We start from the raw sequence: 23,313 nt of genomic DNA, 5'->3' as shown, positions 1-23,313 counted from the left end.
TGGCTACAGACACCCTCCGCCAGACTTCACATTCGTTCAGTCCGGCACCTCCCTCAAGGGAAGATTATCCGAAGTTGATTTTACTTTAGAGTAAAAATTCAACATTCGAACTTTCATCTACTCTGGAGAAGTCTCCCCTCGAGGGGAGATCAATCAAAAAAAGCTGTTCCTTTTTTTGATTTCGTGGGGTGTTGTCTTACATGGCAATAAGCCTTCACAACCACCAATTCAATATGTCAAAGTTTTTGTTTATAAAACCCGCCGGACCTTTCACCTTCCGACGGGTTGGGTTTTTCGGGGTACAAAATAGTAACTCTCTTTTGGCCAGCCCTGTAAAAGTGGCCGGGTAAGCTGCCCAACTTGCGTTTGGTTCTCGTTCCGAACGTCCCATTCGAAATGCATGCGGGAACCGCCGGTTCCACTTAATTTATGCAGTGGCTGCTGCTTTGGATTTATAGTTTTCCCATTCATCATCGATGAGAACTACATCGTATCCATTTCGCTGAAGTAAGGCTGCAGCTACTGCAGAACGTCCACCGGCCTGACAGTGTACTATGATCTTGCGCTCGCTGGGTACTTCTTTCATTCTTGGCAATAAGCGTGTGTGGGCGATGTTTTGTGCTCCTTCCACATTGCCTTCTTCTTCATATTCTGAAGCCTTGCGAACATCCAAAATCTGGTAGTCATCATTGCCTACATACTGATCGATGTCATCGAATTTCTGTACGGTGATGGTTTTCAGCTTACCACCCTGTTCTTTGTAATGATCCAGGTCGGTTGGAGTTACAAACCCAACTATATTATCAAAACCAATTCTATAAAGATCGCGAACAGCCTCTTTCACACGATGTTCTTCCACTATCAGATAAATATCTTCATCTTCTGTGATGTATGAACCTGCAACCGTGTTGAATTGCTTGTTCAGTGGAGACAGCAGTGACCCGGGTATATGACCTTCGGAAAACTCGTCTCGCTCACGTGTGTCAACAAGAGCCACTTCAGTGTTATCTGCCAATTTCTTCAGCTCATTCATGTTTAGATGTTTGGGCTGTGGAAGTCCTTTCAGGATTTTGGGACCAATCTTGTTATCACGCTTCATTCTGGCGAAATACAAGGGCGGCTCGGGCTGTCCTTCAAGAATAAATTTCACAAAGTCATCCTCAGAAGTCGCTGATTTAATGGAATTGTTGTAACGCAATTCATATCCAACAGTAGTTTCCGGTATGGCCCCTAAAGCTTTTCCGCATGCGCTGCCGGCTCCGTGTCCCGGCCAGATCTGCATATATTCCGGAATACTCTTAAAATCTTCAACGGTCTTATAAAGTGTTCGCGCTGAAGGCTCCATCACATTAGCTTGACCGGCAGCTGATTCCAGCAAGTCGGGACGACCCACATCACCTACAAACACAAAGTCACCCGTTGCAATGCCCATCGGCTCATCAGCGGCAGCTCCATCTGTAATAAAATAGCTTAAGTGCTCGGGCGTATGACCCGGAGTGTGCCAAGCTTTAAAAGTGATGTTTCCAATGCTAAATTCATCGCCGTCTTTTAGTAATTCGAAGTCGTAATCGCTGTCAATCAGCCATTCGTACTTCCAGTCTTTATCGCCTTCATCCGAGGCATAGACTTTCACTCCACGCTCCGCAAATTCCCGAAGACCGGAAATGTAGTCAGCATGAATGTGAGTATCGGCAGCACCGACAATATTTAAATTTTGGCTGGCTGCGTGTTCGATATATTGATCGATATCACGCATCGGATCAATTACGATGGCGGTGCCATTTGCCTGGCAACCGATCATATATGCGTACTGTGCGAGTCGTTCGTCAAAGAATTGTTTGAAATACATGTTGTTTCTCCTGTGTTGTGTTGTTTTTAATATTCTTGGAACTCAGAATTCAGTAGTCAGAACTCAGTAACTTCTGAGTTTTGTGTTCTGAATTCTTCCTCAATGAGGTAAAGTGTCTCTAAGCATACCATAGACGTAGGTTCCTGCAATTGCTGATATAATAGGGATGATCATCACTGTGAGGCCGCTTCCAAGCAGTGCAAACATCGGTCCGGGGCAAGCACCTAATAGTGCCCATCCAAGCCCAAACATGCTTCCGCCAATGATATAACGCTTCCATTGAGAGGCATCTTTGGGCGGAATGGTGATGGGATTTCCTTTTGAGTCTTTGATGTTATTTCTTTTGATGATCTGAACGGAAATAATGCCTACTACTACCGCAAGTCCAATTATTCCGTACATGTGAATAGAATCGAACCGGAACATTTCCTGAATTCGGAACCAGGAAACCACTTCGGACTTCACAAGGATGAATCCAAAAGCAGTACCGATCAGTAAGTATTTGAGATATTCTAAAAATTTCATTGTTCTGCCTTATTTCGATTAAAGAATGAGTGGGTAAATGAAGTAGGTCATCAGTAAGCCGCCTATAAAAAAGCCAACTACGGCCATCAGCGAGGCAAGCTGCAGATCAGAAAGTCCTGAGATGGCATGACCGGATGTACATCCACCGGCATACCGTGCACCAAAGCCTACCAGAAATCCGCCCAACACTAATACTATAAGTCCGGCTGGAGTGCCAAGTGCTTCCCATGAAATCAGGTCAGCCGGAACAAGCCCGTCAAAATTCTGAATTCCAAGTGCTTGTAAATCGGCTATTGTTGAAGCGGCAAGATCGATCGGTTCGGGGTTCGCAAAAACATATCCGCCTAAAAACCCACCTAAAACAGAACCCACTAAAAAGGTAATGTTCCACCAACCGGCTTCTTTCCAGTCGTAATTGAAAAATTCTACGTTTCCGAAATTACAGGCCGCGCATGCGTGACGTAGGTTTGCAGATACACCAAACATCTTCCCTCCCAGAATAAGAAGAATGGGGACGGTGAGGCCGATAATCGGTCCTGCAATGTACCATGGCATAGGTTGTGAAAGTATGTCCATCAGTTTATGATTTGTTGATTGATTGATCGTTTAATTTTTTCTTCGCTCCAATGATATCGAAGTTGTATTGTTTGTAACAACATGTTATAACAAGTATATTGAATCTGGAATAAATGGTGAGTTTTGAGCAAGCTAAATAAACCTTTAATCTCATTTAGATCAGTTTAAGTTAAAGTAATTCTTTTGTTGTCACCCTGAGCGCATATAGCATATAATTAAGATTATATAGTATTCCGTGAAAGGGTCTCAAAGTATAATTAATTGGGTTGTATTAATGTTTGAGATCCTTCGCGTTCAACAAGTTGTGCTTAAATAATTTTTAAGGCGCTCAGGATAACAACTTCTAAAATCTTACTTGAACTCATCTTAATTAGCAGTTGGGGTGCTTGGTCATGCACATTTACTGCAGGTATAAACAATACAATCATGGAACAACAAACATCTAAACACGAGAAAGTTAAACAGCATTTACAGAAGGAGATCACCGGAGGGTATTATGAAGGCGGTGATAAACTTCCTTCCGAACAAAGGCTTTGTGATTATTTCGATGTGAGCCGGGTCACGGTTCGTCACGCCCTTCAAAATTTGGAAAATGACGGTTTAATTTATCGTAAACAGGGTGTTGGGGCTTTTGTTAGCAACCAAACCTATAAGAGCAATTTAGTTCGTCTTACAGATTTTTCTGAGGATATGCGAAAAGCCGGACTTGAAAGTAGCTCACGCCTTATTGATCTCAAGAAAGTAGATCCTATAAAAGAAGTGAATAAGATCCTGGATATCCGTCCCGATATGAAACTTATCCGGGTTGACCGGGTTCGTTTGGGAAGCGGAAAACCGGTGGCCTTCGATATCACTTGGCTCCCCCCCGGTTACGGGCAATTGTTATTCGATGAAGACCTCACCACACAAACCATTTACAATGTGATCGAGGAGAAGTATGAGATCCCCATCATTGCGGGCAGTTATCGGTTCACTGCTGTAAAAGCGGATGAGTATGTGGCTGAACATCTGAATTTGGATCCCGGAGATGCCCTTTTTGAGATCGACCGCTGCTCCCGTACTACCGGTGACAAGAAAGTTTATTTCCAGAAGAGATATTACAACCCTGAGTATGTTTCTTATGTAATGGAACTCTCTCGAAAAGAAGACTCGGAAGAAGCATCTTCAAAAGATGGTTTACCGTTAAAAACATTCTCTCCTAAGTTTGCTAAATAGTAACAATAACATCATCTTCTATCTAAGAAATTATTCGTACCTTAAAAAATTATTCTTAACTAACAAATACTGCATATGGAACAACTAAAAAAGCTTACGGTAACCTCCCTGCTGTTTTTATTACTGTTTTCCTTTTCGGGGATACAGGCACAATATCTGGAGGAGTTTGAAGAGAAAGTAACCGAGTTCACGCTCGACAATGGTTTGCATTTTATAATCATTGAACGTCATGACGCTCCGGTAGCAAGTTTTTATACACACGTTGATGTCGGAGGCGCAAATGAACCGGTTGGAAATACGGGGATTGCCCACATTTTTGAGCACATGGCATTTAAGGGAACTCATTACATTGGAACCACCAACTGGGAAGAAGAAAAGAAAGTCATTGAAGAAATGGATCAAACCTATCAGGAGTGGCTCCGTGAAAAATACAAAGCCAATCCTGATTCCAATATACTCAACGAAAAGTGGACTGAGTTCCAGGAGTTACAAGAAGAGGCCAAGCAATACGTAGTCAATAATGAATTCTCTCAAATTATTGAACAGAACGGTGGTTCAGGTCTTAATGCTTCCACCGGTGCAGATTTCACCAATTACTTCTACAGCCTTCCATCAAACCGAGCTGAACTTTGGTTTAACCTGGAAGCAGATCGATTTAAAAATCCTACATATCGGGAGTTTTATGTTGAAAAAGAAGTGGTACGCGAAGAACGAAGAATGCGAACAGATTCTAATCCTATTGGACGGCTTATAGAAGAATTTACTGCTGTTGCCTACACCGCCCACCCTTATGGAAGACCCGTAGTGGGATGGAATTCTGATATCACTGCAACAACCATTGAGGATGCCCGGGAGTTTTACGAAAAATACTACGTCCCCAGCAACATCACCATCGCTATTGCCGGTGATGTAGATCCTGATCAAATGAAAGAATTCGCCGAAATGTATTTTAGTGATTTACCTGAAGGTGAACCCGCCCCTATGGTTACAACCATTGAACCTGATCAACGAGGGGAACGTCGGTTTACGATTGAAGGAAATGCACAGCCCGTTATGCTTATCGGATACCATGGCGTGGAAGAATCACACGAAGATTTTGAAGCTCTGAATTTGTTAGGAAATATCATATCCAGCGGACGAACATCCCGCCTGTATAAAAAACTGGTTGAAGAAGAGCAGTTAGCCCTTCAGGTTGGTGCCTTTAATGGTTTTCCCGGAAGTAAGTACCAGTCTATGTTTTTGACTTTGGCCATTCCAAATATGAGTGTTGAATTAGATTCCCTTGAAGCTTCTGTATATGAAGAAATTGAGGCTGTAAAAGAAGGAGATTTGACCCAGGAAGAGCTGGATCGTGCCCGAACCAATATACGCGCAGGTATTATCAGAGGGCTTAATAATAATACCGGCCTTGCCAGTAATTTTGCAAGCACCCATGCCACAAAAGGCGACTGGAGAGAAGTATTCCTCCGGTTAGATCGAATTCAGGAAGTCACTTTGGAAGACCTGCAACGAGTAGCCCAAGATTATTTAGTGAAAGATAACAGAACCGTCGGCGCTACGGTTCAAGCTGATTCCTAATCCAAGATTTTTAAAATTTAAAACCGATTTATTATGAAACGTTTAATCCTTTTTACTTTTGCTTTGCTTTTGGCTTTGCCCCTTACGGCACAAAAGCGATATGACCAAATTGAGTACCCGGAGTTGAATCCCATTAACATTCCGGAAGTAGAAGAATTTAATCTCGATAACGGGATCAAATTCTTTTTAGTGGAAGACAAAGAATTGCCTTTAATTAATATTCAGGTGACGGTTAAAACCGGAAGCATTCTGGAGCCTGCCAGTAAAACAGGTCTTGCCAGTATGACCGGGCGTGTAATTCGCGAGGGTGGTTCCGAAAACTATCCGGCAGATCAGCTTAATGAGCTGCTTGAAAATAACGCTGCTTCCATCGGTACCTTTATAGGATTTGGTTCCGGCGGTGCAAGTCTTAGCATTCTTAAAGAAGACCTGGATGAACTTCTGCCTGTTTTTGTGGATGTTCTGCAAAATCCAAGATTTCCTGAAGACAAAATTGAGCTTGCTAAAACTCAGACCAAGAGTGGAATTTCCCGCCGAAACGATAACCAACAACAAATTGGTGGTCGTGAATTTCAGGAATTGATATATGGCGAAAATTCAGTTTATACTCGCCAAACGGAATACGAAACGGTAGATAATATCACCCGTGAAGATATGATTGAATTCCATGAAGATGCTTTTGTGGGTTCTAACATGACCGTAGGCATTGTGGGTGACTTTGATACGGAAGAAATGAAACAAACGCTTCGTGAAGCCTTTGGTAGCTTACCGGAAGGAAGTCCTACTAACCTTATCTACCCTGAAGTGGATTACAACTTTCCAACCACTATAAACTTTATCGACAAACCGGATGTGAACCAAAGTTATGTTAGTATGGGACATATAGGTGGCTTGCGCGAAAATCCTGACTATCCTGCAATCCAGGTTATGAATCAAGTATTGGCCGGTGGATTTTCAAGCCGTCTTTTCCAGGAAGTTCGCACGAATCTTGGTCTGGCCTATTCTGTGGGTGGAGGCTACGGTTCCAACATCAATTATCCCGGAACTTTCCGCCTGACTACGATGACCGCAAGTGAAACGACTTCTGATGCTATTGATGCCATTATCAAAGAAGTAAAAAGACTACAGAATGAGCCGATCATGCAAGAAGAACTCGATCAAACCAAAGATCAATTCCTGAACTCCTTGGTATTCCGCTACGACAGCAAGTCAAAAATTCTTAATCAGCGTATTAGCAATGAATACAACGGGCTTTCTCCGGATGCATTCGATGAGCTTATAGAAGGTATCAGGAATACCACCGTTGAAGATGTTCAGCGTGTAGCTCAGGAATATATCAAACCTGACCAAATGCAGATATTAGTGGTTGGTAATGCTGACGGAATCGGCGACCAATTAGAGAAGTACGGCAACGTAAATGAAGTTGACATCTCTATTCCGCGACCATCTTCCGGTGAAGAACAAGCCGAAGCCGGAGACAAAGCCCAGGGACAAGAATGGCTCCAAAAAATGACGGATGCCATAGTTGAGCCGGGCATTGAAGTTGAAAAAATTACTACCGAAGGTAATCAAACCCGCAGCACTCCCATGGGTGAAATGAATGTTTCAGGTACCATCAGCATTAATTTTGTTGAAAATACACAGGAAGCAACTTTAAATACTCCACAGGGACAAGTTCAGCTTTCAGTAACCGAAAACTCCGGAACTCAACGAGTTGCAGGACAGGAATTCCCCATGCAGCCGGCCCAGGTACAGCAAGCCCAAAATGAGATACAACGACACTATTTGAATGTTGCCATCAATAAAGATGACCTTGATGTTGAATACCTTGGTATGGATACCATGTATGATACGGAGTACGCGAAGTTGAAAATCAATTTTGAAACCCCGGTCACCTATTACATTGATCCAAACACATCACTTCCGGCCTACAGCACCTATTCTCAGTTTAATCCCCAAACGGGATCAAACTCACAAGTGAGAACTGAGTACAGCAACTGGACTACCGTAGATGGCGTGACCTATGCTTTTTCAGCAATAAGTTTTGCTGACGGCGAAAAAGTAAGCGAAAATATTACCGAAAGCCTTGAAGTGAATAACTAATTACTTCTGCTTAAATATATTTTTCAAAATAAATCCCGCATTTCTTAATTGAGATGCGGGATTTTTTATGGGTAAATTCATAGGCTAAAAATGACATAAGGTTTTGATTTCTAATATTTAGATAAGCCTTTCCGGATAGTCCTCCCTTGAGGGAGGTGCCGACCGAATGGGAGGCGGAGGGTGTTGGTGCTAATGCTAACATTGCTTTCTTGGATATGCAATTTTACCAGTAGCTTTAATGTTCGATCGATTCAAACATTAAAATCCTTGGCACCTACACCCCTCCCGGCTAAAGCCGTACTCCCCTCAAGGGAAGACTTTTCCGAACTTAACTACTGTCAACGAATTACCTAACATCTACGGCGATGACAGACTGTTTTTTATTTTTATTCAAAATTCATCTTACATTGATTTCAATTACAATCAACCCTCAAAACACTTATTAAACTAAGGATCACTTATGTCAGTTTGGGAAAATGAATATCCTACATCTTCAGAATATGCCCATTACTATGCCGGTTATGTGGAAAACGTTCCAAAAGAAAACATCATCGATACGCTGAATGCTCAAATGCATGAAGTGTATACTTTCTTTAATTCTATTCCCGGTGATAAAGCATACCATTCTTATGAAAAAGGTAAGTGGACGATCAAGCAGATTATTGGTCACCTTATAGAAACAGAACGCGTTTTTGCCTATCGGGCTTTAGCTATTTCCCGCCGTGACCCACACCCCCTGCCCTCAATGGAGCAGGATGACTACGTGAAATACTCCAATTACAACAGCCGTTCAATTAGCAACCTTGCCAACGAATACCTGGCCGTTCGTATCTCAACCATCCATTTGTTCCAGAATATGACCAAGGAGATGATTTCCCTGAAAGGCACCGCCAGTGGATTTGAATTTACGGTTCGCGCCTTCCCCTTTATTATTGCGGGACATGAGTTGCACCATATGGAGGTTATTAAGGAGAAGTATTTGTAGAAATTTAATTTCCGGTAAATTCATAAACAACAATACCGGGATTCAATACATTATCATCTTCCATTCTTTCATCAAAAACACGGTAGGCTTTGTTATCTCGTGCAAACGAAAATGATTGTTCAAAAATAGCGTATTGCTCTTCCACTTCATTGGTTTTCAGGTTTATGAAATGAATTCCATACTTATATTCTTCACCTTCTCTGAAATGAGTTTGAATAAGCACATACTCTTCTGATAGTTTGAACATTGAAGATACCCAGTAGTGGTCATCCCTAATTTCATCCAGATCTTTAGTTATTTGGGATGGATCTGCTGAAATATCCACATCAATGGCTGTTCGATACTCCGGCTCAAATGGGATGCTTTCAATGGATACATTTCTTTTAATGTCATACCTATAAATCTCAGCTCCAGAGGGCAGCATATAATACAAAATGCCGTCATGAACAGCTGTTCCACCACTTTCAAAGCGGTTAATAAAATTAGGGAATTTCGGTTTAATCAGTTCAGATTCACCGACCAAGCGACCGGTCTCTTGATAGCTTTTGAACCGAAGTGGCTGATTTGGAAAAGCCCTGAGCGTGTAAAAATGATTCCTATCTTCATCATCATCCACGGCTAATTTGCCTGGAGGCACCTGAATGAAGTCATCTTCAACTGATCCCCTGCAGCTACCATCAGCCTCAAACCGGTAACCCGGTAACGACGCGTTGATCAGGAATATAGAGCTATCGGCCAGATGAAAGGTGTGAATCGGCTTGAAATCAAAACCTGGAAAACAGTCCTCTGGATTTAAAGGAATCAATTCATCCGTTCCGTCCTTAAACAAAAAAACCTGCTCCTGCATATCGGTGATCAGAAAACTATTTCCCAATACATCAATCCCCATTATGCTCCCAATCAGGTGATTGTCCGGTAACTGAATTCTCTTTATTTCAGTGAATTGAGCAACCCCATCAACTGAAAAAGCGATTAAAATCAGCAAAACCAAAATGATAGGCTTCTTCATATAATTATAACTAATAACTGCAATTTAGTTCTCTATAATAGTAAACTTTTGATTCTGTAAATAGAAATTTATTAGTTCTTAAACTATTAAAAAAATTGTTTTTAGGCAGGCATAACTATTGGATACACCAAAAATTCCTCTTTTAAACTCTCCTTTATTCTGGTGAAAAATAGAATCTGTAAATAGGTTCATGTAATGAAAAAATCATCAAAAGAGCATAGGATCTAACATTCTTTTATGATATTAACCATGATTTAACATTGCACAAATAATGGTAACACTACCGTTAACTTGGCTTAAAACATTACTGATACTGAGGGTATAGATTGAATTGCATTTAAAATCAAAACCCATAATCAAACAGTATGAAATTAAGTTACAAACTTTGGATAGCAGTAATATTTGCTATCCTTGCGTTTGGTTTCGTTCAAGAATCACACGCACAAACCAGAACCGTTACCGGTGTAGTTATAGAAGCTAGTTCAGGAGAACCTCTTACCGGAGTAAATATAGTGGTCAAAGGATCACAAGCAACCGAAGGTGGTGTAATTGGCACCCAATCGGATCTTGATGGAAAATTTTCTCTTGAGGTTCCCACTCAATTCAATGTCTTAACCTTTTCTTATGTAAGCTATATAACACAAAATATTCCTATTGAAGATGACGATATGGTCGTTGAAATGGAAGTTAATACCATCTTGATGGAAGAAGCCGTTGTTGTTGGCTTTGGTACCCAGAAAAAAGCAAATTTATCAGGGGCGGTAGATGAAGTGGATATGAAAAACCTTGACTCCCGTACGATCTCCAGTGTAACTCAGGGACTCCAAGGTTTGATTCCAAATCTTAATATTGACTACACATCAGGTGCTCCGGGGACAGAACCCAGAATTAATATTCGTGGATATACCTCCATTAATGGCGGGGAACCGCTAATTGTTATTGATGGAATTCCCTCGGAAACTCGAGACTTAAATTTGTTGGATCCAATGGATATTGAAAGCATTTCAGTACTTAAGGATGCTTCATCTGCAGCCATTTATGGAGCTAGAGCCGCTTTTGGTGTTCTTTTGGTTCAAACCAAAAAGGGCGATTCCGGAGAGACGATGCAAATTAATTTTTCCAGCAGAACTTCGTGGGACAAACCAACTATCGTTCCTAATAAAGTTACGGATCCCTACATTTACATGAGATGGCAAGAAAATTCTACCGATGCCACTCCATGGGATTACATAAACTATTCTGATGAGATGTACTCATGGGCAAGAGAGCGGTCTGACAACCCAAATGCAACCCAAGCCGTTCGGCAAGACCCTAATAACCCTTCACAATGGCAATATATGGGTAACCGAGACTGGAGTAATTATTTTCTTTCTGACTACGGTATGTCTAACAATAATACACTGAGTCTGAGCGGAAGCTCCGATAAAACTCAATATTATCTTTCAGGATCGATGGACAATCAAGATGGGGCCCTTCAAATAGCCGAAGACAATTTTGAGCGATTCGGAATTCGGTCAAATGTAGAATATCGCGCAAACCGTCTCTTAAATATCAGCAATCGTACAGAGATGACTCGTTCAAAAAGAAATGCACCTTCTTATCTGGGAAATAATGAAAATGCAATGCAGTCATTCTATCTGATTGCACCCACTTCAGTAAATAAAAACCCGGATGACACATGGGCAAATTCTGAAGCAGGACATCTTGCTGCCCAAATGGTTGATGGAGGACAATTCACTGATGAATACAACAAATTCCAGACCACATTTAAAATTCGATCTGAAGTTGTACCTAACATGCTTACAGTAAACGCGGATTATACCATTCGCAATGAAGTGCAAGACTATGACTGGGATCGTAAAAAATACAATATTGGATATGGTCCAAATGATGTAAGAGAAGTTGGAGATACCGGTGTTTACCGCTACCAAATGGATTATGATTACCAGGTTTTCAATATTTATTCCAATTTCAATTTAAATCTGGAAAATCATTCCTTTAGTGCAATAGCAGGTTACAACCAAGAGAAATATGAATTTTATCAGGTTAATTCATCTGTTACTGACGTCATTTCATCGTCTCTGCCCTCCATCTCACTGGCTTTGGGTGATGCCACTACTACTGATAAATACACCGGTTGGTCCCTGCAAGGGGTTTTTGGTCGGCTGAACTACACCTACCAGGATAAGTACATTGTAGAATTTAACGGCCGTTATGACGGCTCTTCACGATTTCCTGAAGATGATCGCTTTGGTTTCTTTCCATCCGCCTCACTCGCCTGGAGGATTGACCAAGAATCATTTATGGATAATGTATCCTTCATCGGTCTTCTAAAAATACGTGGTTCTATCGGAAGTTTAGGAAATCAAGCAGTAAGTGATTTTGGGTATATTCCCAATATGAGCACCTACAAAAACGGGTACCTCGTAAATAATGAACGGCCTCTTTCAATATCTGCTCCCGGAATGGTTTCATCCAATTATACCTGGGAAGAGGTGGTCTCCCGAAACATTGGTGTTGATTTTGACATTCTTGAAAGTCGTCTGACTGCCTCTTTTGATCTGTTTACCCGGGAAACAAAAGGAATGCTTGCACTGGGTCGAGAGTTACCTTCGGTGCTTGGAACATCAGAACCAAATGAAAATGCTGCCGACCTCAAAACAAATGGTTGGGAAACATCGATTAACTACAGGGATCGGGTGGGTTTATTTGGAGATGACCTGTTGTTCGGAGCCAAATTAACCCTGGCTGACTCTCAATCTGAAATCACCAGTTTTGATAATCCCAACCGCAACCTTGATCAGTATTATGTAGGTCAGCAAATTGGTGAGATCTGGGGATTTGAATATGAGGGGTTCTTTACCGGACCTGAAGATATCGCCAATCATGCTGACCAGTCATCCATAGTACCATGGGGAGTAATTCCAACAGTTGAAGGCTCTGTTAAAATTCGAGACCTCAATGGTGATGGAGTCATCACAGCAGGAAATACCGTGGACGATCCCGGCGATCTGAGAGTAATAGGTAATTCTCAGGCTCGCTACCGTTTCGGAATTAATCTCGACTTTCAGTACAAGGGATTTGATCTCCGTTCATTTTTCCAGGGTGTAGCTAAACGGGACTTCTACCCACATCACTATGTCTTTTGGGGCTTCCATCAGCAACCATATGAAGGTGGTTTTACACATCTGATGGATTACTACCGAGCCTCAAACGATCCCGAAGAGCTCATGAGTCAGCATTCTCAAGCTTACATCGATGCCGGTCTCGCCAGCGCTAATACGGATGCAAAATATCCTGTGCTACAGGCTTGGAATATGGATATAAATACAAGTGGCATGGGAAGGGAGGCAAATACTGGATATATGATGGATGCCTCTTACCTGCGGTGGAAAAATTTGACCATCGGATATAGCCTTCCGGTTGATTTAACCTCAAGTCTTGGTTTGAGAATGATTAGGATCTATGCCAGTGGAGAGAACCTGATGGAATGGTCTGAAGTATCAGACATTGTAGACCCTGAAGCTATTACCAACAATGGGTTAGGCTATTCCTATCCATTTCAGCGTCGTTACTCCCTCGGTATAAACATCCAATTTTAAACTTAATTGATAAAGGATAACAAACTCATGAAAAAACTTATATTAATACCACTCCTCATAACTGTTTTTGTATTGCACGGGTGTGATGACAATTTGCTGGATGTGGAACCAAAGACTGAAATTGGCCGAGAGAATTTCTTCAACTCGGCAGCTGATCTGCAAATGTATTTGAACAGCATGATCAACTGGAAAAATGTGATGGATATGAATCACGAGCAGTCAGATGATGCTACTACAACCGGCTCATCCGAAATCAGAAATATGATGGTTTTTGACCAAACATCGCGGGATTTTACCAGTGGTTGGGATTGGTCGGAACTAAGAAATATTAACTACTTCCTGGAAAACTTTGAGAAAGCAGATATTCCTCAAGAAGCACTCAATCACTATGAAGGAGTAGCACGATTTCACCGGGCTAAGTTCTATATGAACAAAATCCAGCGATTTGGTGACGTACCTTGGTATGACAAAGTATTGGGCACTGATGACGAAGATCTATACAAAGGACGCGATTCTCGCGAATATGTAATCGATAAAGTCTTTGAAGACCTGGAATTTGCGGTTGAACATGTTCGTTCAAATTCCACCGTTGGTGCTGTTAATAAAGATGTAGTTCGGACATTTATGGCACGATATGCACTCTTCGAAGGTACGTTCAGAAAGTATCATGACTATCTTGGCTTGAATGCAAGCGCCACCCGATTTCTTCAGATTGCCAGAAATCAGGCCAAATACATCATTGACTCCGGCAAGTATTCAATCTATAAAACCGGCTCAGCTGATGCTTATGGCTCATTATTCAACAGTACAAATCTACAGGGCAACCCTGAAGTTATCTTACTGAATAGAAGCATCTCAGGAAACCGTAACAGTGGTTGGTGGGCAGCAGGCTTTGGCCAATATGAGCAATCTCATACCAAGGCGATTGTTCAAACCTACCTTATGCGTGATGGTTCATTTTATTCAAGTCAGCCCAATTACAAGGAAAACTCCTTTGTTGAAGAGTTCAAAGACAGGGACCCTCGACTTTCCCAAAGTTTCGCCTATCCCGGATGGGTTATTAATAACACCGGAACGTATGCGCAGGGAGAGGCTGGCTCTGAATACATTCAGGAATTAAATAGGAACTTTACCGGGTACCATACCATAAAATGGTTTGTAAATTCTTCTGATGCTACTGTTCAGGAAAGTGTTGATGTTCCCGTACTCCGCTATGCGGAAATCCTGCTCATATATGCAGAAGCATCGGCCGAACTGGGAGAAATATCGCAAGGTATTCTGGATATTACAGTCAATGAACTAAGAGATCGTGTAAATATGCCTCCACTTACAATGGGCGTTGGACGTGATCAGATGTTAGCCGAACGGTACCCAACTGTGAACGATAATGTTCTGTTGGAAATCCGCAGAGAAAGAAGAATAGAATTATTTAACGAAGATTTCCGCTATCTCGATGTAGTTCGATACGGTGCCGGAGAGCTTTTTGAGACCGTACCAAAAGGCCCATATTTCGATGGACTTGGTAATCACGACCTGACCGGTGATGGTGTACCCGATATCAAACTAATTGGAGTTGATGAAACCATCCCTTCACCCGATAATCGGGAAGTTAATGAACTCGGAAAAAAACTAACCTATTATCGTGCAGGACCATACGGAAGTGATGCTTCGGTATTTCTTGAAAATGGGACATCAGGAGCAATTCTTGCCCGAGAAGATAACGGTACGTTCATATCGCCAAAACACTACTATCGTCCCATCCCATACGATGAAGTACAACTGAATACGAATTTAACTCAAATATTTGGTTGGGAATAAATTAGAATTGGTGATTACACGAGCGACAGGACTGCACTCTCTCTCCTGTCGCTTTTTCATTTTAACATAAATCAGAATAACAACAACATAGAAGCATGGATTTGAACAATCAATTAGCATTTCTACTCTTAATCCTAATAGGACTGAGCTTTGGATGCACATCCCAAAATTCGAAACAAAAACCCGCACCAAAAGCTGTTTATATAATTCTTGACGGGATTTCTGCAGATGTTCTTGAGCAAACGGATACACCAAATCTCGATAAAATTTCAAAAATCGGTGGATATACCCGCGCCACCACCGGTGGTATGGCAGGAGGATATTCCGAGTCTCCCACTGCTTCCGCTATTGGATACAATAATCTATTAACCGGCACTTGGGCAAATAAACATAATGTATATGATAATAATATAGACCATCCTAACTACGAATATTGGAGCCTCTACCGCCTAATTGAAACTGAAAAACCAGCATTGAAAACGGCAATTTTCTCCTCTTGGACAGATAACCGCACCAAACTTATCGGTGAAGGGTTGGAAGAGTCCGGTGGCTTTCAAATTGATATTGTTAGAGATGGATACGATATCGATACACTCTCTTTTCCACACGATTCTGCATGGGTTCGCCAGGTAGATGAAAAAGTTGTACAGGAAGCAGCTAAAAGCTTAAAGGAAAATGCTCCTGATTTTTCATGGATTTATCTTTGGTACACTGATGATACAGGACACTCATTCGGTGATACGGAAAAGTACTTTGAATCCATAAAAAACGCAGACAGACAAGTAGGTAAAATTTGGAATGCCATTCAGGAACGTAAAAATAACTTTAATGAAGACTGGCTCATCATTGTAACTACAGATCATGGCCGGGCACTGCCAGACGGTAAATCTCACGGAAATCAATCCGAAAGGGAGCGAACTGTTTGGTTTGCCACAAACGCTGACAATCTGAATGAGTACTTCCGAAACGGCAAACCTCAGCATGTAGATCTTTATCCAACCATTGTACAACATCTTGGAATTAAAATTCCCAAGGATGTTGAGAGAGAACTCGATGGTGTTCCTTTTGCAGGTTCAATCTCTCTAAGTAATCTGAATGCATCTGTAAATAAGAATCAAGAACTTCTTTTAAAGTGGGACAGTTGGGAAAACAGTGGAGAGGTTGAAATTAAACTTGCTCACACAAATTACTATAAAATAGGCGGCAAAGATGAGTATCAATTAGTAGGTACCAAAGAACTTTCCTCAGAAAAGGCTCTAATTAACCTGAATCCACTCTTTGATTCAATACCTGATACACTTAAGGTTATTGTGCAGGGAAAACATAACCAACATAGTGCCTGGGTCGTTAAAAAATAACGTATTTATTTTAGGATTTAACCTTAACCCCATCACTCTTAACCCTCAAACCCGTCATAATTAACAGCAAAATAGTACTCACCGAAAGCCCCCAAATAACTACTATCGCCAGGTTTTCCCAGAATTCATTGCTGCCGAAAAGCATCATGGGGAGCAGTCCGGTGATGGTGGTTACGGTGGTTATCAATATGGCACGAATTCTTTTTTTGTAAACTCCCATCCAGCAGCGAAGGCCAAATATACCTTTTTCATGTTCCAGCTGCTTTTGGTGGTAAATGAGGATGGCATTATTCACCACCACCCCAATACAAAGTAAGGCTCCTGCAATAGCCCCCCTATCAAAGGCGAGGTCGTTCACCAAACCGCCAAGCATGATTCCAATCAAACTGAAGGGGACAGCCATGATCACAAAAATAGGATACTTTACACTTTCCAGTAACGCCGAGACAATCATCCATACGCTGAGCAAACTAAGAAGAGCTACCAACAGAAAATTCCGGCTGCTGTCATCGTTGCCAAAGCCAAAGAATCCCCTTCCAAACTCGATTTTAGCCCCAACCGGTACCGGGGTCGTTTCTATCACTGATTCTATAAACTCCTGCCCCATTCGGTAGTTCCCCAGGTAATCAACTCTAACGGTTCTTTCATACGATTGATTGGTTCTTCGAATTTCATTAAGTCCGCCTTCCTTCACCACTTCCCCAATCCGACCGATGTTGAAATTCACTTCGCCAAACTGACGGGTACGATTCATCATATCTTCTGCAAATGCCTTATCCCGTTCACTGCGACCCATCAAATACATTTCCTGTCCGCCAAACTCTACTCTTCCCACCGAATTTTCAGGGTTCAAATCCAACAACAGCGTTGAAATAACTTCCCTTCGGCTTAAATCGCTGGCTAAAATCCGTTCTTCATTTAACCGCAAAATATACTGCTGAAAATCATCGCTGCGTGAAAAATAGGATGTTGAATTGATATCCACTTCCTGAACGCGCCGGCTGGTTTTTAAACGCCGCTCCAGGTCTTTCGCCAGGTTAAGCAGTTCACTGTATGAATACCCTTCTAAACGAATGGAGTGATTGGAGGACCCCCCCCCAAAGCCTGTACTTATTCCGGGAATGTTTAATCCTGAAACTGAGGTGGCGAAATTTCCGGTTCGGGCCCCAAGGTACATGGCCTCAAAATAAAACTGATAGGGTTCCATTTGCATCAGGTAGTCCGGATCTACCAAAAATTGCATACGCGCACCATAATCTTCCGAAATATTGGCCTCGTAATATTTGAAAGCATGTGCATAAGGCTCTACAATCTTCTCATAATTCTTTGCGATCTTGTCTATTTCTGAAAGCGGAGTTCCCTGTGGCGCACGTATATACACGCTGATATATTGATCGTTATTTCGGCTCCAGGGACTTCCAAAATAGGTTTCATCACTGAATTTTTTGGTCAGTCCGCCTACCCATGTATCGATATTATCGCGATTATCGAAATAGATTTGGGTGAATTCAGGCCACGCCGTTCCTTCTTCCGCATCCCAATCCGGCTCCTCGATGGCAAAAAGAGGAATTCCAATTACTCCAATTAATGCAACCGGCAGCACCCACCGTAACTTTGATTTCAGGAGGAAACTTTTCATAACCAGGCGATTGAGCCAGCCTGAAGCTCTTCCGGATTTTTTCTTTTCTTCAATTTTTGGAGTCAGCCAAACGAGGGAATAGGGAATCCACGTAAAAGCGATGACGACGGAACAAACCAAAGTTATCGTAAGGGCAATAGCTAAGGGAACCAAAAAGATCCGAAGTTCCTCGAGTGCAAACAGAAGCGGTATAAAAATTCCCACCGTGGTAAAAGTACTCCCTAAAACCGGCACAACTGCTTTCCCAATTTCGTTGGTAATATGGGTTATTCGCTTTGATTTTTCCGTTGGCAGATTGGGGTTTAAGTGCTCAAAAACTACCACCGCATTATCAATCAGCATTCCAAGTGCTACCGTTATTCCCGCCAGTGTGATGATGTTTAAACTATACCCCATCAGGTATAAAATGATCAGGCTCAGCAGCACCGAAAATGCCACGCTGCCCATGATCACAAAGGGCGCCCGCAGTTTCCGAATGAATAAAATCACCACAAAGAACACGAGGAACCCACTTATGATTGCCTGAAGCTGAAGATCCTCGAACTGCTGACGGAGTTCTTCGGTAGAATCTATGGTCAGCATGATAGACAGCCCTTCCGGAAGCTGTGCTTCAACATCTTCCATCGCCGTCAATATATTTTCAGCCAGGGTAAACGCATCGGCTCCGGATTCTTTGACAAATTCAATAGTCAGCGCCGGGTCTCCATTAAAGCGCTTAATAGATCTTGCAGGGTAATCCTGAATGGAAATAGTAGCGAAATCATCCAGCACCAGTTGTTTTCTTGAGCCGGGAAGTTCAATCTTCATTCCGGCGATATCCGCAATGCTGTTAAATTTGGGGGGAATGATGAGACTGTAACGAGACACCCCCTGTTCTACAAATCCTGCCGAGCGCCAGCTCAGCTGTTCTCGAATCTGCATCAAAATTTGTCGGGGTGAAAGCTTGTATTTTTCCACCTCGTCGATGTCAAACTCTACCACCATGGCCGGGTCACGAACGCCCCGAATAGCAACTTCAGCAAGCCCTTCAATGGATATCAGCTTTGGTCGGATATTCTCCCTCGCATATTCCAGCAGCTGTCGCGGCGCCATATCGCCATTCAGTGTATAGGTAATAAACGTCTGCTGGTCTTCCAGTTCTTGCGGCACCTGACGGGTGATACTGGGCGGAGAAATGCTTTCGGGGAGATTTTCATCCAGCGTAAACAGATACTCCCTTAGTTCCAACACGCGATAATCTACCGGGGCCTCTTTTCGAAAGGTAATGGTTACCGTTGACCGGCCTTCCTGCGTGATGGATCGGATGTCGGTGACATCCCGCAGCCTGTTGACTTCACGTTCCACTTTACGGGTTATTTCTTGCTCCATTATTTCGGGTGAAGTACTTCCCCAGCTGTAGTTCACCGTTACCGATGGCAGGTTTAATTCCGGCGTACTTTCAATAGGCAACACTCTCCACACCGCTACCCCAATCACACATACAATGATGTAGAAAAAAGAGATTAGGTATTTTCGATTCAGTAACTCTTTCAATGTTATGGTTTAAAATTAGAAATGTTAAATGCTAAATGTTGAATTTTAAATGGTATCAGATCATTTAAAATTCAACATTTAACATTATTAATTAACCAAAAGCGGTACAACTTTCTGTTGGTGGCTGACGCTAAAGTGTTGATCTACGGCCAGAGTGTCGCCCGGTTCAATTTCGGGATGATCGATCAGAACCCAGTCGGTATTCATGGCTACGGGGGTTACATAAATCCATTCTACTTCGTCGTTGTTTAAACGAAAGACCAGCGTTCGTCCGTCTCTTTCAAGCAGTGCTTCGCGAGGCATTCGCACTTTACTTTCCTGACTTCTCACAAACACACGACCTTCCACCGTCATACCTGTTTTCAGCTCGCCCGACTCGTTATCCACTTCCACCAGTACTTGCCCGGTTTTTGATTCAGGGTCAACCTCAGGCGAAATGGCGATAATCTCACCTTCAAACTGACCGCCTCCGGGACCTATGAGTTCAACTGCCATGCCTTCCTCAAGACTAAAAATCTCAGATTCCAACACATCAAAACGGATGCGAACGATGGATGCATTAATTAATGAAGCCAGTTCTGTTCCCGCAGACACGTATGATCCAACGGATATAAAAGATTGATTTGTTACAACATTTCGCAAGGATAAACGACCTGAGAAAGGTGCTTTTACCGTGTTATAGCTTAAATTAAGTTTAGCCTGTTCATAAGCTACTTCTGCTTCTGCCAATCCACTGTTAATCCGGATCATTTCATTATCGGTGCCACCGGTATAACCTTCTCTTAATCGCATATCAATTTCATATTGATTCTTAGCTTGCACATAAGCCTGCCGTGCCTGTTCTAACTGGTTTTCCCACTCATCATCCACAAACTGAAACAACACCTCTCCTTCTGCCACTTGCCGCCCTTCTTCTATTTTATGCGATTCCACATAACCGCTAATCCTCGGCACAATCTTGGTCTGCTGCAATGGCTCTACCACCCCCCGGCTCTCAATAAAGAACTGAAGCGGTTCATCGTCCACCACATCAAACACCACTTCGGGTCGAATTTCGACACTGTCCTGATCGGGCGTATCGGGTTCTTCCTCCTCACTCTTACAGGCAGTGAACAGTGTTACAGTGATCAGTAAACAATAAAGTAGCGAAATATATTTGGGTCGTTTCATAATCTCATGGTTTATACTTTATCACAATAAACTTTCATTCGATATCCTTTGAAATATAAAGACACATTAATTTCTGTAAGCATGTTGGCACAAAAAGCTCCTTTTGCCTCTGGAATCAACACCCTCCGCCAGACTTCACATTCGTTCAGTCCGGCACCTCCCTCCCCGACACGCTTGTACGGGACAGGCAAGGGAGGACTTTCTCATTACTTGAAAGTTCATGTAATCGATTATTCAATATTCTTCTGTTCAACATTCGATATTTCCTTCCTCCCTTCAACCCATTTGAATACTAACGGGATGATGTACAGGGTTAAAAAGGTACTTGTTACCATACCGCCCATTAAGGCAACGGCTAAGGATTGTCGTAAAATATATCCATCCCCGAAAGGCACCAGCATAGGGATCAGTGCCAGGATGGTCGTCATACTTGTCATTACTACGGGACGGAATCGATTAATTCCTGCTTGTTTAATGGCTTCATCCAGGTTGCCGGTTTCGTCGAAATAGCGGCGCATAAAATCTACTTTCAGGATAGAGTCATTTACAGCAATACCGGTCAGAATCAGGATACCCATAAATGAAAGGGCATTCAGGCTGATTCCCGCCATGTAAATCGCAAAAAATGAACCGATCCATGCAAAGGGAATCGCCAAGATAATGATAAAAGGATATTTCAGGTTTTCGTACTGAATAGCCAGGATCAGGTAAATCAACAGCACACTGATGGCCAGTAAAAATCCAAGTTCTTTCAATAAGTTAATGACCTGTAAAGCCGAACCGCCGATGCGAACTTCATGCCCGGTTTGCTGCATAAAGCGATTGGTCAAGCTTTGAAGCTCGCCTCCATCCCACCACCAATCCATAAAAGTGAGATCGGTGTTGTACGTCAGTATCGGAGATTGCCGCTCCCGTTCTATTTGCTCTGCCTCATCAATTTTGGTGATTTCGGCTACGGTCGGCAGTGGAATGATCTTGTCACGGATATCAATGGTAATTTCAGTGGGGTCCAGGTTCCTGTTTTCCTCTCCAATAAGTCGAATCGAAATTTGCTCATCCTGTCGGTTCCAGTCGGTAATGAAAGCCCCACGGGTCAATGATTCCAGGTATCGAATCAACTCATCTTCACTAAGTTCAAAAGCCAATAATTCATCTTGCTTAAACTGTATCCGGTATGCTTCAATCCGCTGGGGATATTTTAAATCAAATTCCACATCCCGGTAGTTACCATTCATAAATTCAGTAAAAGCCTCAGCAACACGTGCACTAAAATTTCGATCCATGCCTACCACACTAAATTGCACCGGGGCATCCTGACCAATACCTACCGCTCCAAAGCCATCTTCATCTAATTTTTGAAAGTTCCACGATTGATAAGATTCGGCAATTCGCTCCATCACATGATCAACCCGCGCGGCTTGCTCAAAACCATCAACAGGGACGGTAACTCTGAATTTATTTAAGCCCTCGTTGGTGATGGATGATAAGTTGGTATTATCGGTGTAGCCACCGAGGGAGAGGATATTGGTTTGATCCGTTTCTGTGCTCAGAATTTCAGTGATGTTGATAGCCGCACTTTTTGAAGATCGCAAGGCAGTATTACCGGGCATGGAAACCAAGTACTCAACTTTGGCGGGTTCATCCACCGGGAGTACGGCTTTGGGGATGGTCATAAAAGCATAGCCTGCGCCCACCAACAGTATAAATGCAAACAATAGGATGGGAAGCGGCTTCTGAATGACATTCCCTAAATTTCTCTCGTAGGCTGCAATAATTCGATCCAGTCCTGCAGATATTTTACTTAACAAGCCTTTCGATTTCGCCTTTTTACTTAACTGCACTACAAAAACAGGCAAGATAAACAGCGCCACCAACAGCGAAGCAATTAAACTAAAGGACAACGTTGCCGCTAAATCTCTGAAGAAGGCCCCTTCAAATCCACCCAAGAAAATAAGCGGCAGGAATACCGAAATAGTCGTAAAGGTAGAAGCCGTTACAGCCAGGCTGATTTCCTTGGTTCCTTCCCGGGCAGCTTCCAATCGTCCCAGCCCCTTTTGGCGATAGCGACTGATATTCTCGAGCACCACAATGGCATTATCCAGCAGCAAACCGATCCCGAGGGTGAGTCCACTCAGGGAGATGATATTGAGCTGAATATCAAAGAGGAACATCACCACAAAAGTGAGGAAAATACTGACGGGAATGGAGATCCCGATGGTAAAGGGACTCCGGGCATCATCCAGGAATAAAAACAAAACCAGGAATGCCAGCACCCCGCCAATCAGCAAGGTTTGTAATAAATTTGAAATGGAATTTTCGATATAGCTGGCATCTTCCTGTATGACCTCAATCA

General features: G+C 42.5%; 14 protein-coding genes. 7 read left to right on the top strand and 7 right to left on the bottom strand.

Translation table 11 applies throughout. From position 1 onward, the window contains the following. Nucleotides 1–427: 427 nt before the first annotated feature. The 3 genes from RI561_RS06595 to RI561_RS06585 all read right to left on the bottom strand — a co-directional run bounded on the left by RI561_RS06595 (nucleotide 428) and on the right by RI561_RS06585 (nucleotide 2,950). Nucleotides 428–1,849: a rhodanese-like domain-containing protein gene (locus tag RI561_RS06595; protein WP_395079439.1), complete on the bottom strand. Its 1,422-nt coding sequence runs from the start codon at nucleotides 1,847–1,849 to the stop codon at nucleotides 428–430. Nucleotides 1,850–1,948: 99 nt separating this feature from the next. Then, nucleotides 1,949–2,374 carry a DUF6691 family protein gene (locus tag RI561_RS06590; protein WP_395079438.1) on the bottom strand — a complete coding sequence of 142 codons (426 nt, stop codon included), beginning with the start codon at nucleotides 2,372–2,374 and terminating at the stop codon, nucleotides 1,949–1,951. A gap of 18 nt (nucleotides 2,375–2,392) precedes the next feature. Then, on the bottom strand, nucleotides 2,393–2,950 hold the full coding sequence (locus RI561_RS06585; RefSeq protein WP_395079437.1) for a YeeE/YedE family protein: 558 nt from the start codon (nucleotides 2,948–2,950) through the stop codon (nucleotides 2,393–2,395). 426 nt (nucleotides 2,951–3,376) lie between these two features. On the opposite strand from RI561_RS06585, the gene RI561_RS06580 reads away from it, so the two are divergent. The 4 genes from RI561_RS06580 (at nucleotide 3,377) to RI561_RS06565 (ending at nucleotide 8,831) form a co-directional block, all read left to right on the top strand. Next, nucleotides 3,377–4,165 carry a GntR family transcriptional regulator gene (locus RI561_RS06580; protein WP_395079436.1) on the top strand — a complete coding sequence of 263 codons (789 nt, stop codon included), beginning with the start codon at nucleotides 3,377–3,379 and terminating at the stop codon, nucleotides 4,163–4,165. Nucleotides 4,166–4,240: 75 nt separating this feature from the next. Next, nucleotides 4,241–5,743, top strand: coding sequence for a M16 family metallopeptidase (locus RI561_RS06575; protein ID WP_395079435.1), 1,503 nt, complete (start codon nucleotides 4,241–4,243; stop codon nucleotides 5,741–5,743). 33 nt (nucleotides 5,744–5,776) lie between these two features. Then, nucleotides 5,777–7,846 carry a M16 family metallopeptidase gene (locus RI561_RS06570; RefSeq protein ID WP_395079434.1) on the top strand — a complete coding sequence of 690 codons (2,070 nt, stop codon included), beginning with the start codon at nucleotides 5,777–5,779 and terminating at the stop codon, nucleotides 7,844–7,846. Nucleotides 7,847–8,306: 460 nt separating this feature from the next. Further along, nucleotides 8,307–8,831, top strand: a complete 525-nt coding sequence (locus tag RI561_RS06565; RefSeq protein ID WP_395079433.1) for a DinB family protein — start codon at nucleotides 8,307–8,309, stop codon at nucleotides 8,829–8,831. 4 nt (nucleotides 8,832–8,835) lie between these two features. Here RI561_RS06565 and RI561_RS06560 read toward each other — a convergent pair whose 3' ends face one another. Beyond that, on the bottom strand, nucleotides 8,836–9,840 hold the full coding sequence (locus RI561_RS06560) for a hypothetical protein (RefSeq protein ID WP_395079432.1): 1,005 nt from the start codon (nucleotides 9,838–9,840) through the stop codon (nucleotides 8,836–8,838). Nucleotides 9,841–10,205: 365 nt separating this feature from the next. On the opposite strand from RI561_RS06560, the gene RI561_RS06555 reads away from it, so the two are divergent. The 3 genes from RI561_RS06555 (at nucleotide 10,206) to RI561_RS06545 (ending at nucleotide 16,618) form a co-directional block, all read left to right on the top strand. Beyond that, nucleotides 10,206–13,442: a SusC/RagA family TonB-linked outer membrane protein gene (locus RI561_RS06555; RefSeq protein ID WP_395079431.1), complete on the top strand. Its 3,237-nt coding sequence runs from the start codon at nucleotides 10,206–10,208 to the stop codon at nucleotides 13,440–13,442. 27 nt (nucleotides 13,443–13,469) lie between these two features. Continuing rightward, on the top strand, nucleotides 13,470–15,260 hold the full coding sequence (locus RI561_RS06550; RefSeq protein ID WP_395079430.1) for a RagB/SusD family nutrient uptake outer membrane protein: 1,791 nt from the start codon (nucleotides 13,470–13,472) through the stop codon (nucleotides 15,258–15,260). Nucleotides 15,261–15,355: 95 nt separating this feature from the next. Beyond that, nucleotides 15,356–16,618 carry an alkaline phosphatase family protein gene (locus RI561_RS06545; RefSeq protein WP_395079429.1) on the top strand — a complete coding sequence of 421 codons (1,263 nt, stop codon included), beginning with the start codon at nucleotides 15,356–15,358 and terminating at the stop codon, nucleotides 16,616–16,618. 10 nt (nucleotides 16,619–16,628) lie between these two features. Here the strand turns inward: RI561_RS06545 and RI561_RS06540 are convergent, their stop codons facing one another. The 3 genes from RI561_RS06540 to RI561_RS06530 all read right to left on the bottom strand — a co-directional run. Further along, nucleotides 16,629–19,790: an efflux RND transporter permease subunit gene (locus RI561_RS06540; protein WP_395079428.1), complete on the bottom strand. Its 3,162-nt coding sequence runs from the start codon at nucleotides 19,788–19,790 to the stop codon at nucleotides 16,629–16,631. Nucleotides 19,791–19,877: 87 nt separating this feature from the next. After that, on the bottom strand, nucleotides 19,878–20,960 hold the full coding sequence (locus tag RI561_RS06535) for an efflux RND transporter periplasmic adaptor subunit (RefSeq protein ID WP_395079427.1): 1,083 nt from the start codon (nucleotides 20,958–20,960) through the stop codon (nucleotides 19,878–19,880). A 230-nt stretch (nucleotides 20,961–21,190) separates the two neighbouring features. Next, the coding region (locus RI561_RS06530) for an efflux RND transporter permease subunit (protein WP_395079426.1) at nucleotides 21,191–23,313 on the bottom strand (2,123 nt) is incomplete at its 5' end.

It is taken from the genome of Gracilimonas sp., from assembly GCF_031581265.1.
Taxonomy (GTDB): Bacteria; Bacteroidota; Rhodothermia; order Balneolales; family Balneolaceae; genus Gracilimonas.
The sequence above is the reverse complement of the archived record's forward strand: the minus strand, read 5'-3'. Positions and strand labels throughout refer to the sequence as shown.

What these genes read in the sequence shown, in the direction of transcription:
- RI561_RS06585 (WP_395079437.1), bottom strand. Translation starts at nt 2,950, where the DNA reads ATGGACATACTTTCACAACCTATGCCATGGTACATTGCAGGACCGATT.
- RI561_RS06595 (WP_395079439.1), bottom strand. Translation starts at nt 1,849, where the DNA reads ATGTATTTCAAACAATTCTTTGACGAACGACTCGCACAGTACGCATAT.
- RI561_RS06570 (WP_395079434.1), top strand. Translation starts at nt 5,777, where the DNA reads ATGAAACGTTTAATCCTTTTTACTTTTGCTTTGCTTTTGGCTTTGCCC.
- RI561_RS06575 (WP_395079435.1), top strand. Translation starts at nt 4,241, where the DNA reads ATGGAACAACTAAAAAAGCTTACGGTAACCTCCCTGCTGTTTTTATTA.
- RI561_RS06560 (WP_395079432.1), bottom strand. Translation starts at nt 9,840, where the DNA reads ATGAAGAAGCCTATCATTTTGGTTTTGCTGATTTTAATCGCTTTTTCA.
- RI561_RS06580 (WP_395079436.1), top strand. Translation starts at nt 3,377, where the DNA reads ATGGAACAACAAACATCTAAACACGAGAAAGTTAAACAGCATTTACAG.
- RI561_RS06535 (WP_395079427.1), bottom strand. Translation starts at nt 20,960, where the DNA reads ATGAAACGACCCAAATATATTTCGCTACTTTATTGTTTACTGATCACT.
- RI561_RS06590 (WP_395079438.1), bottom strand. Translation starts at nt 2,374, where the DNA reads ATGAAATTTTTAGAATATCTCAAATACTTACTGATCGGTACTGCTTTT.
- RI561_RS06545 (WP_395079429.1), top strand. Translation starts at nt 15,356, where the DNA reads ATGGATTTGAACAATCAATTAGCATTTCTACTCTTAATCCTAATAGGA.
- RI561_RS06565 (WP_395079433.1), top strand. Translation starts at nt 8,307, where the DNA reads ATGTCAGTTTGGGAAAATGAATATCCTACATCTTCAGAATATGCCCAT.
- RI561_RS06555 (WP_395079431.1), top strand. Translation starts at nt 10,206, where the DNA reads ATGAAATTAAGTTACAAACTTTGGATAGCAGTAATATTTGCTATCCTT.
- RI561_RS06550 (WP_395079430.1), top strand. Translation starts at nt 13,470, where the DNA reads ATGAAAAAACTTATATTAATACCACTCCTCATAACTGTTTTTGTATTG.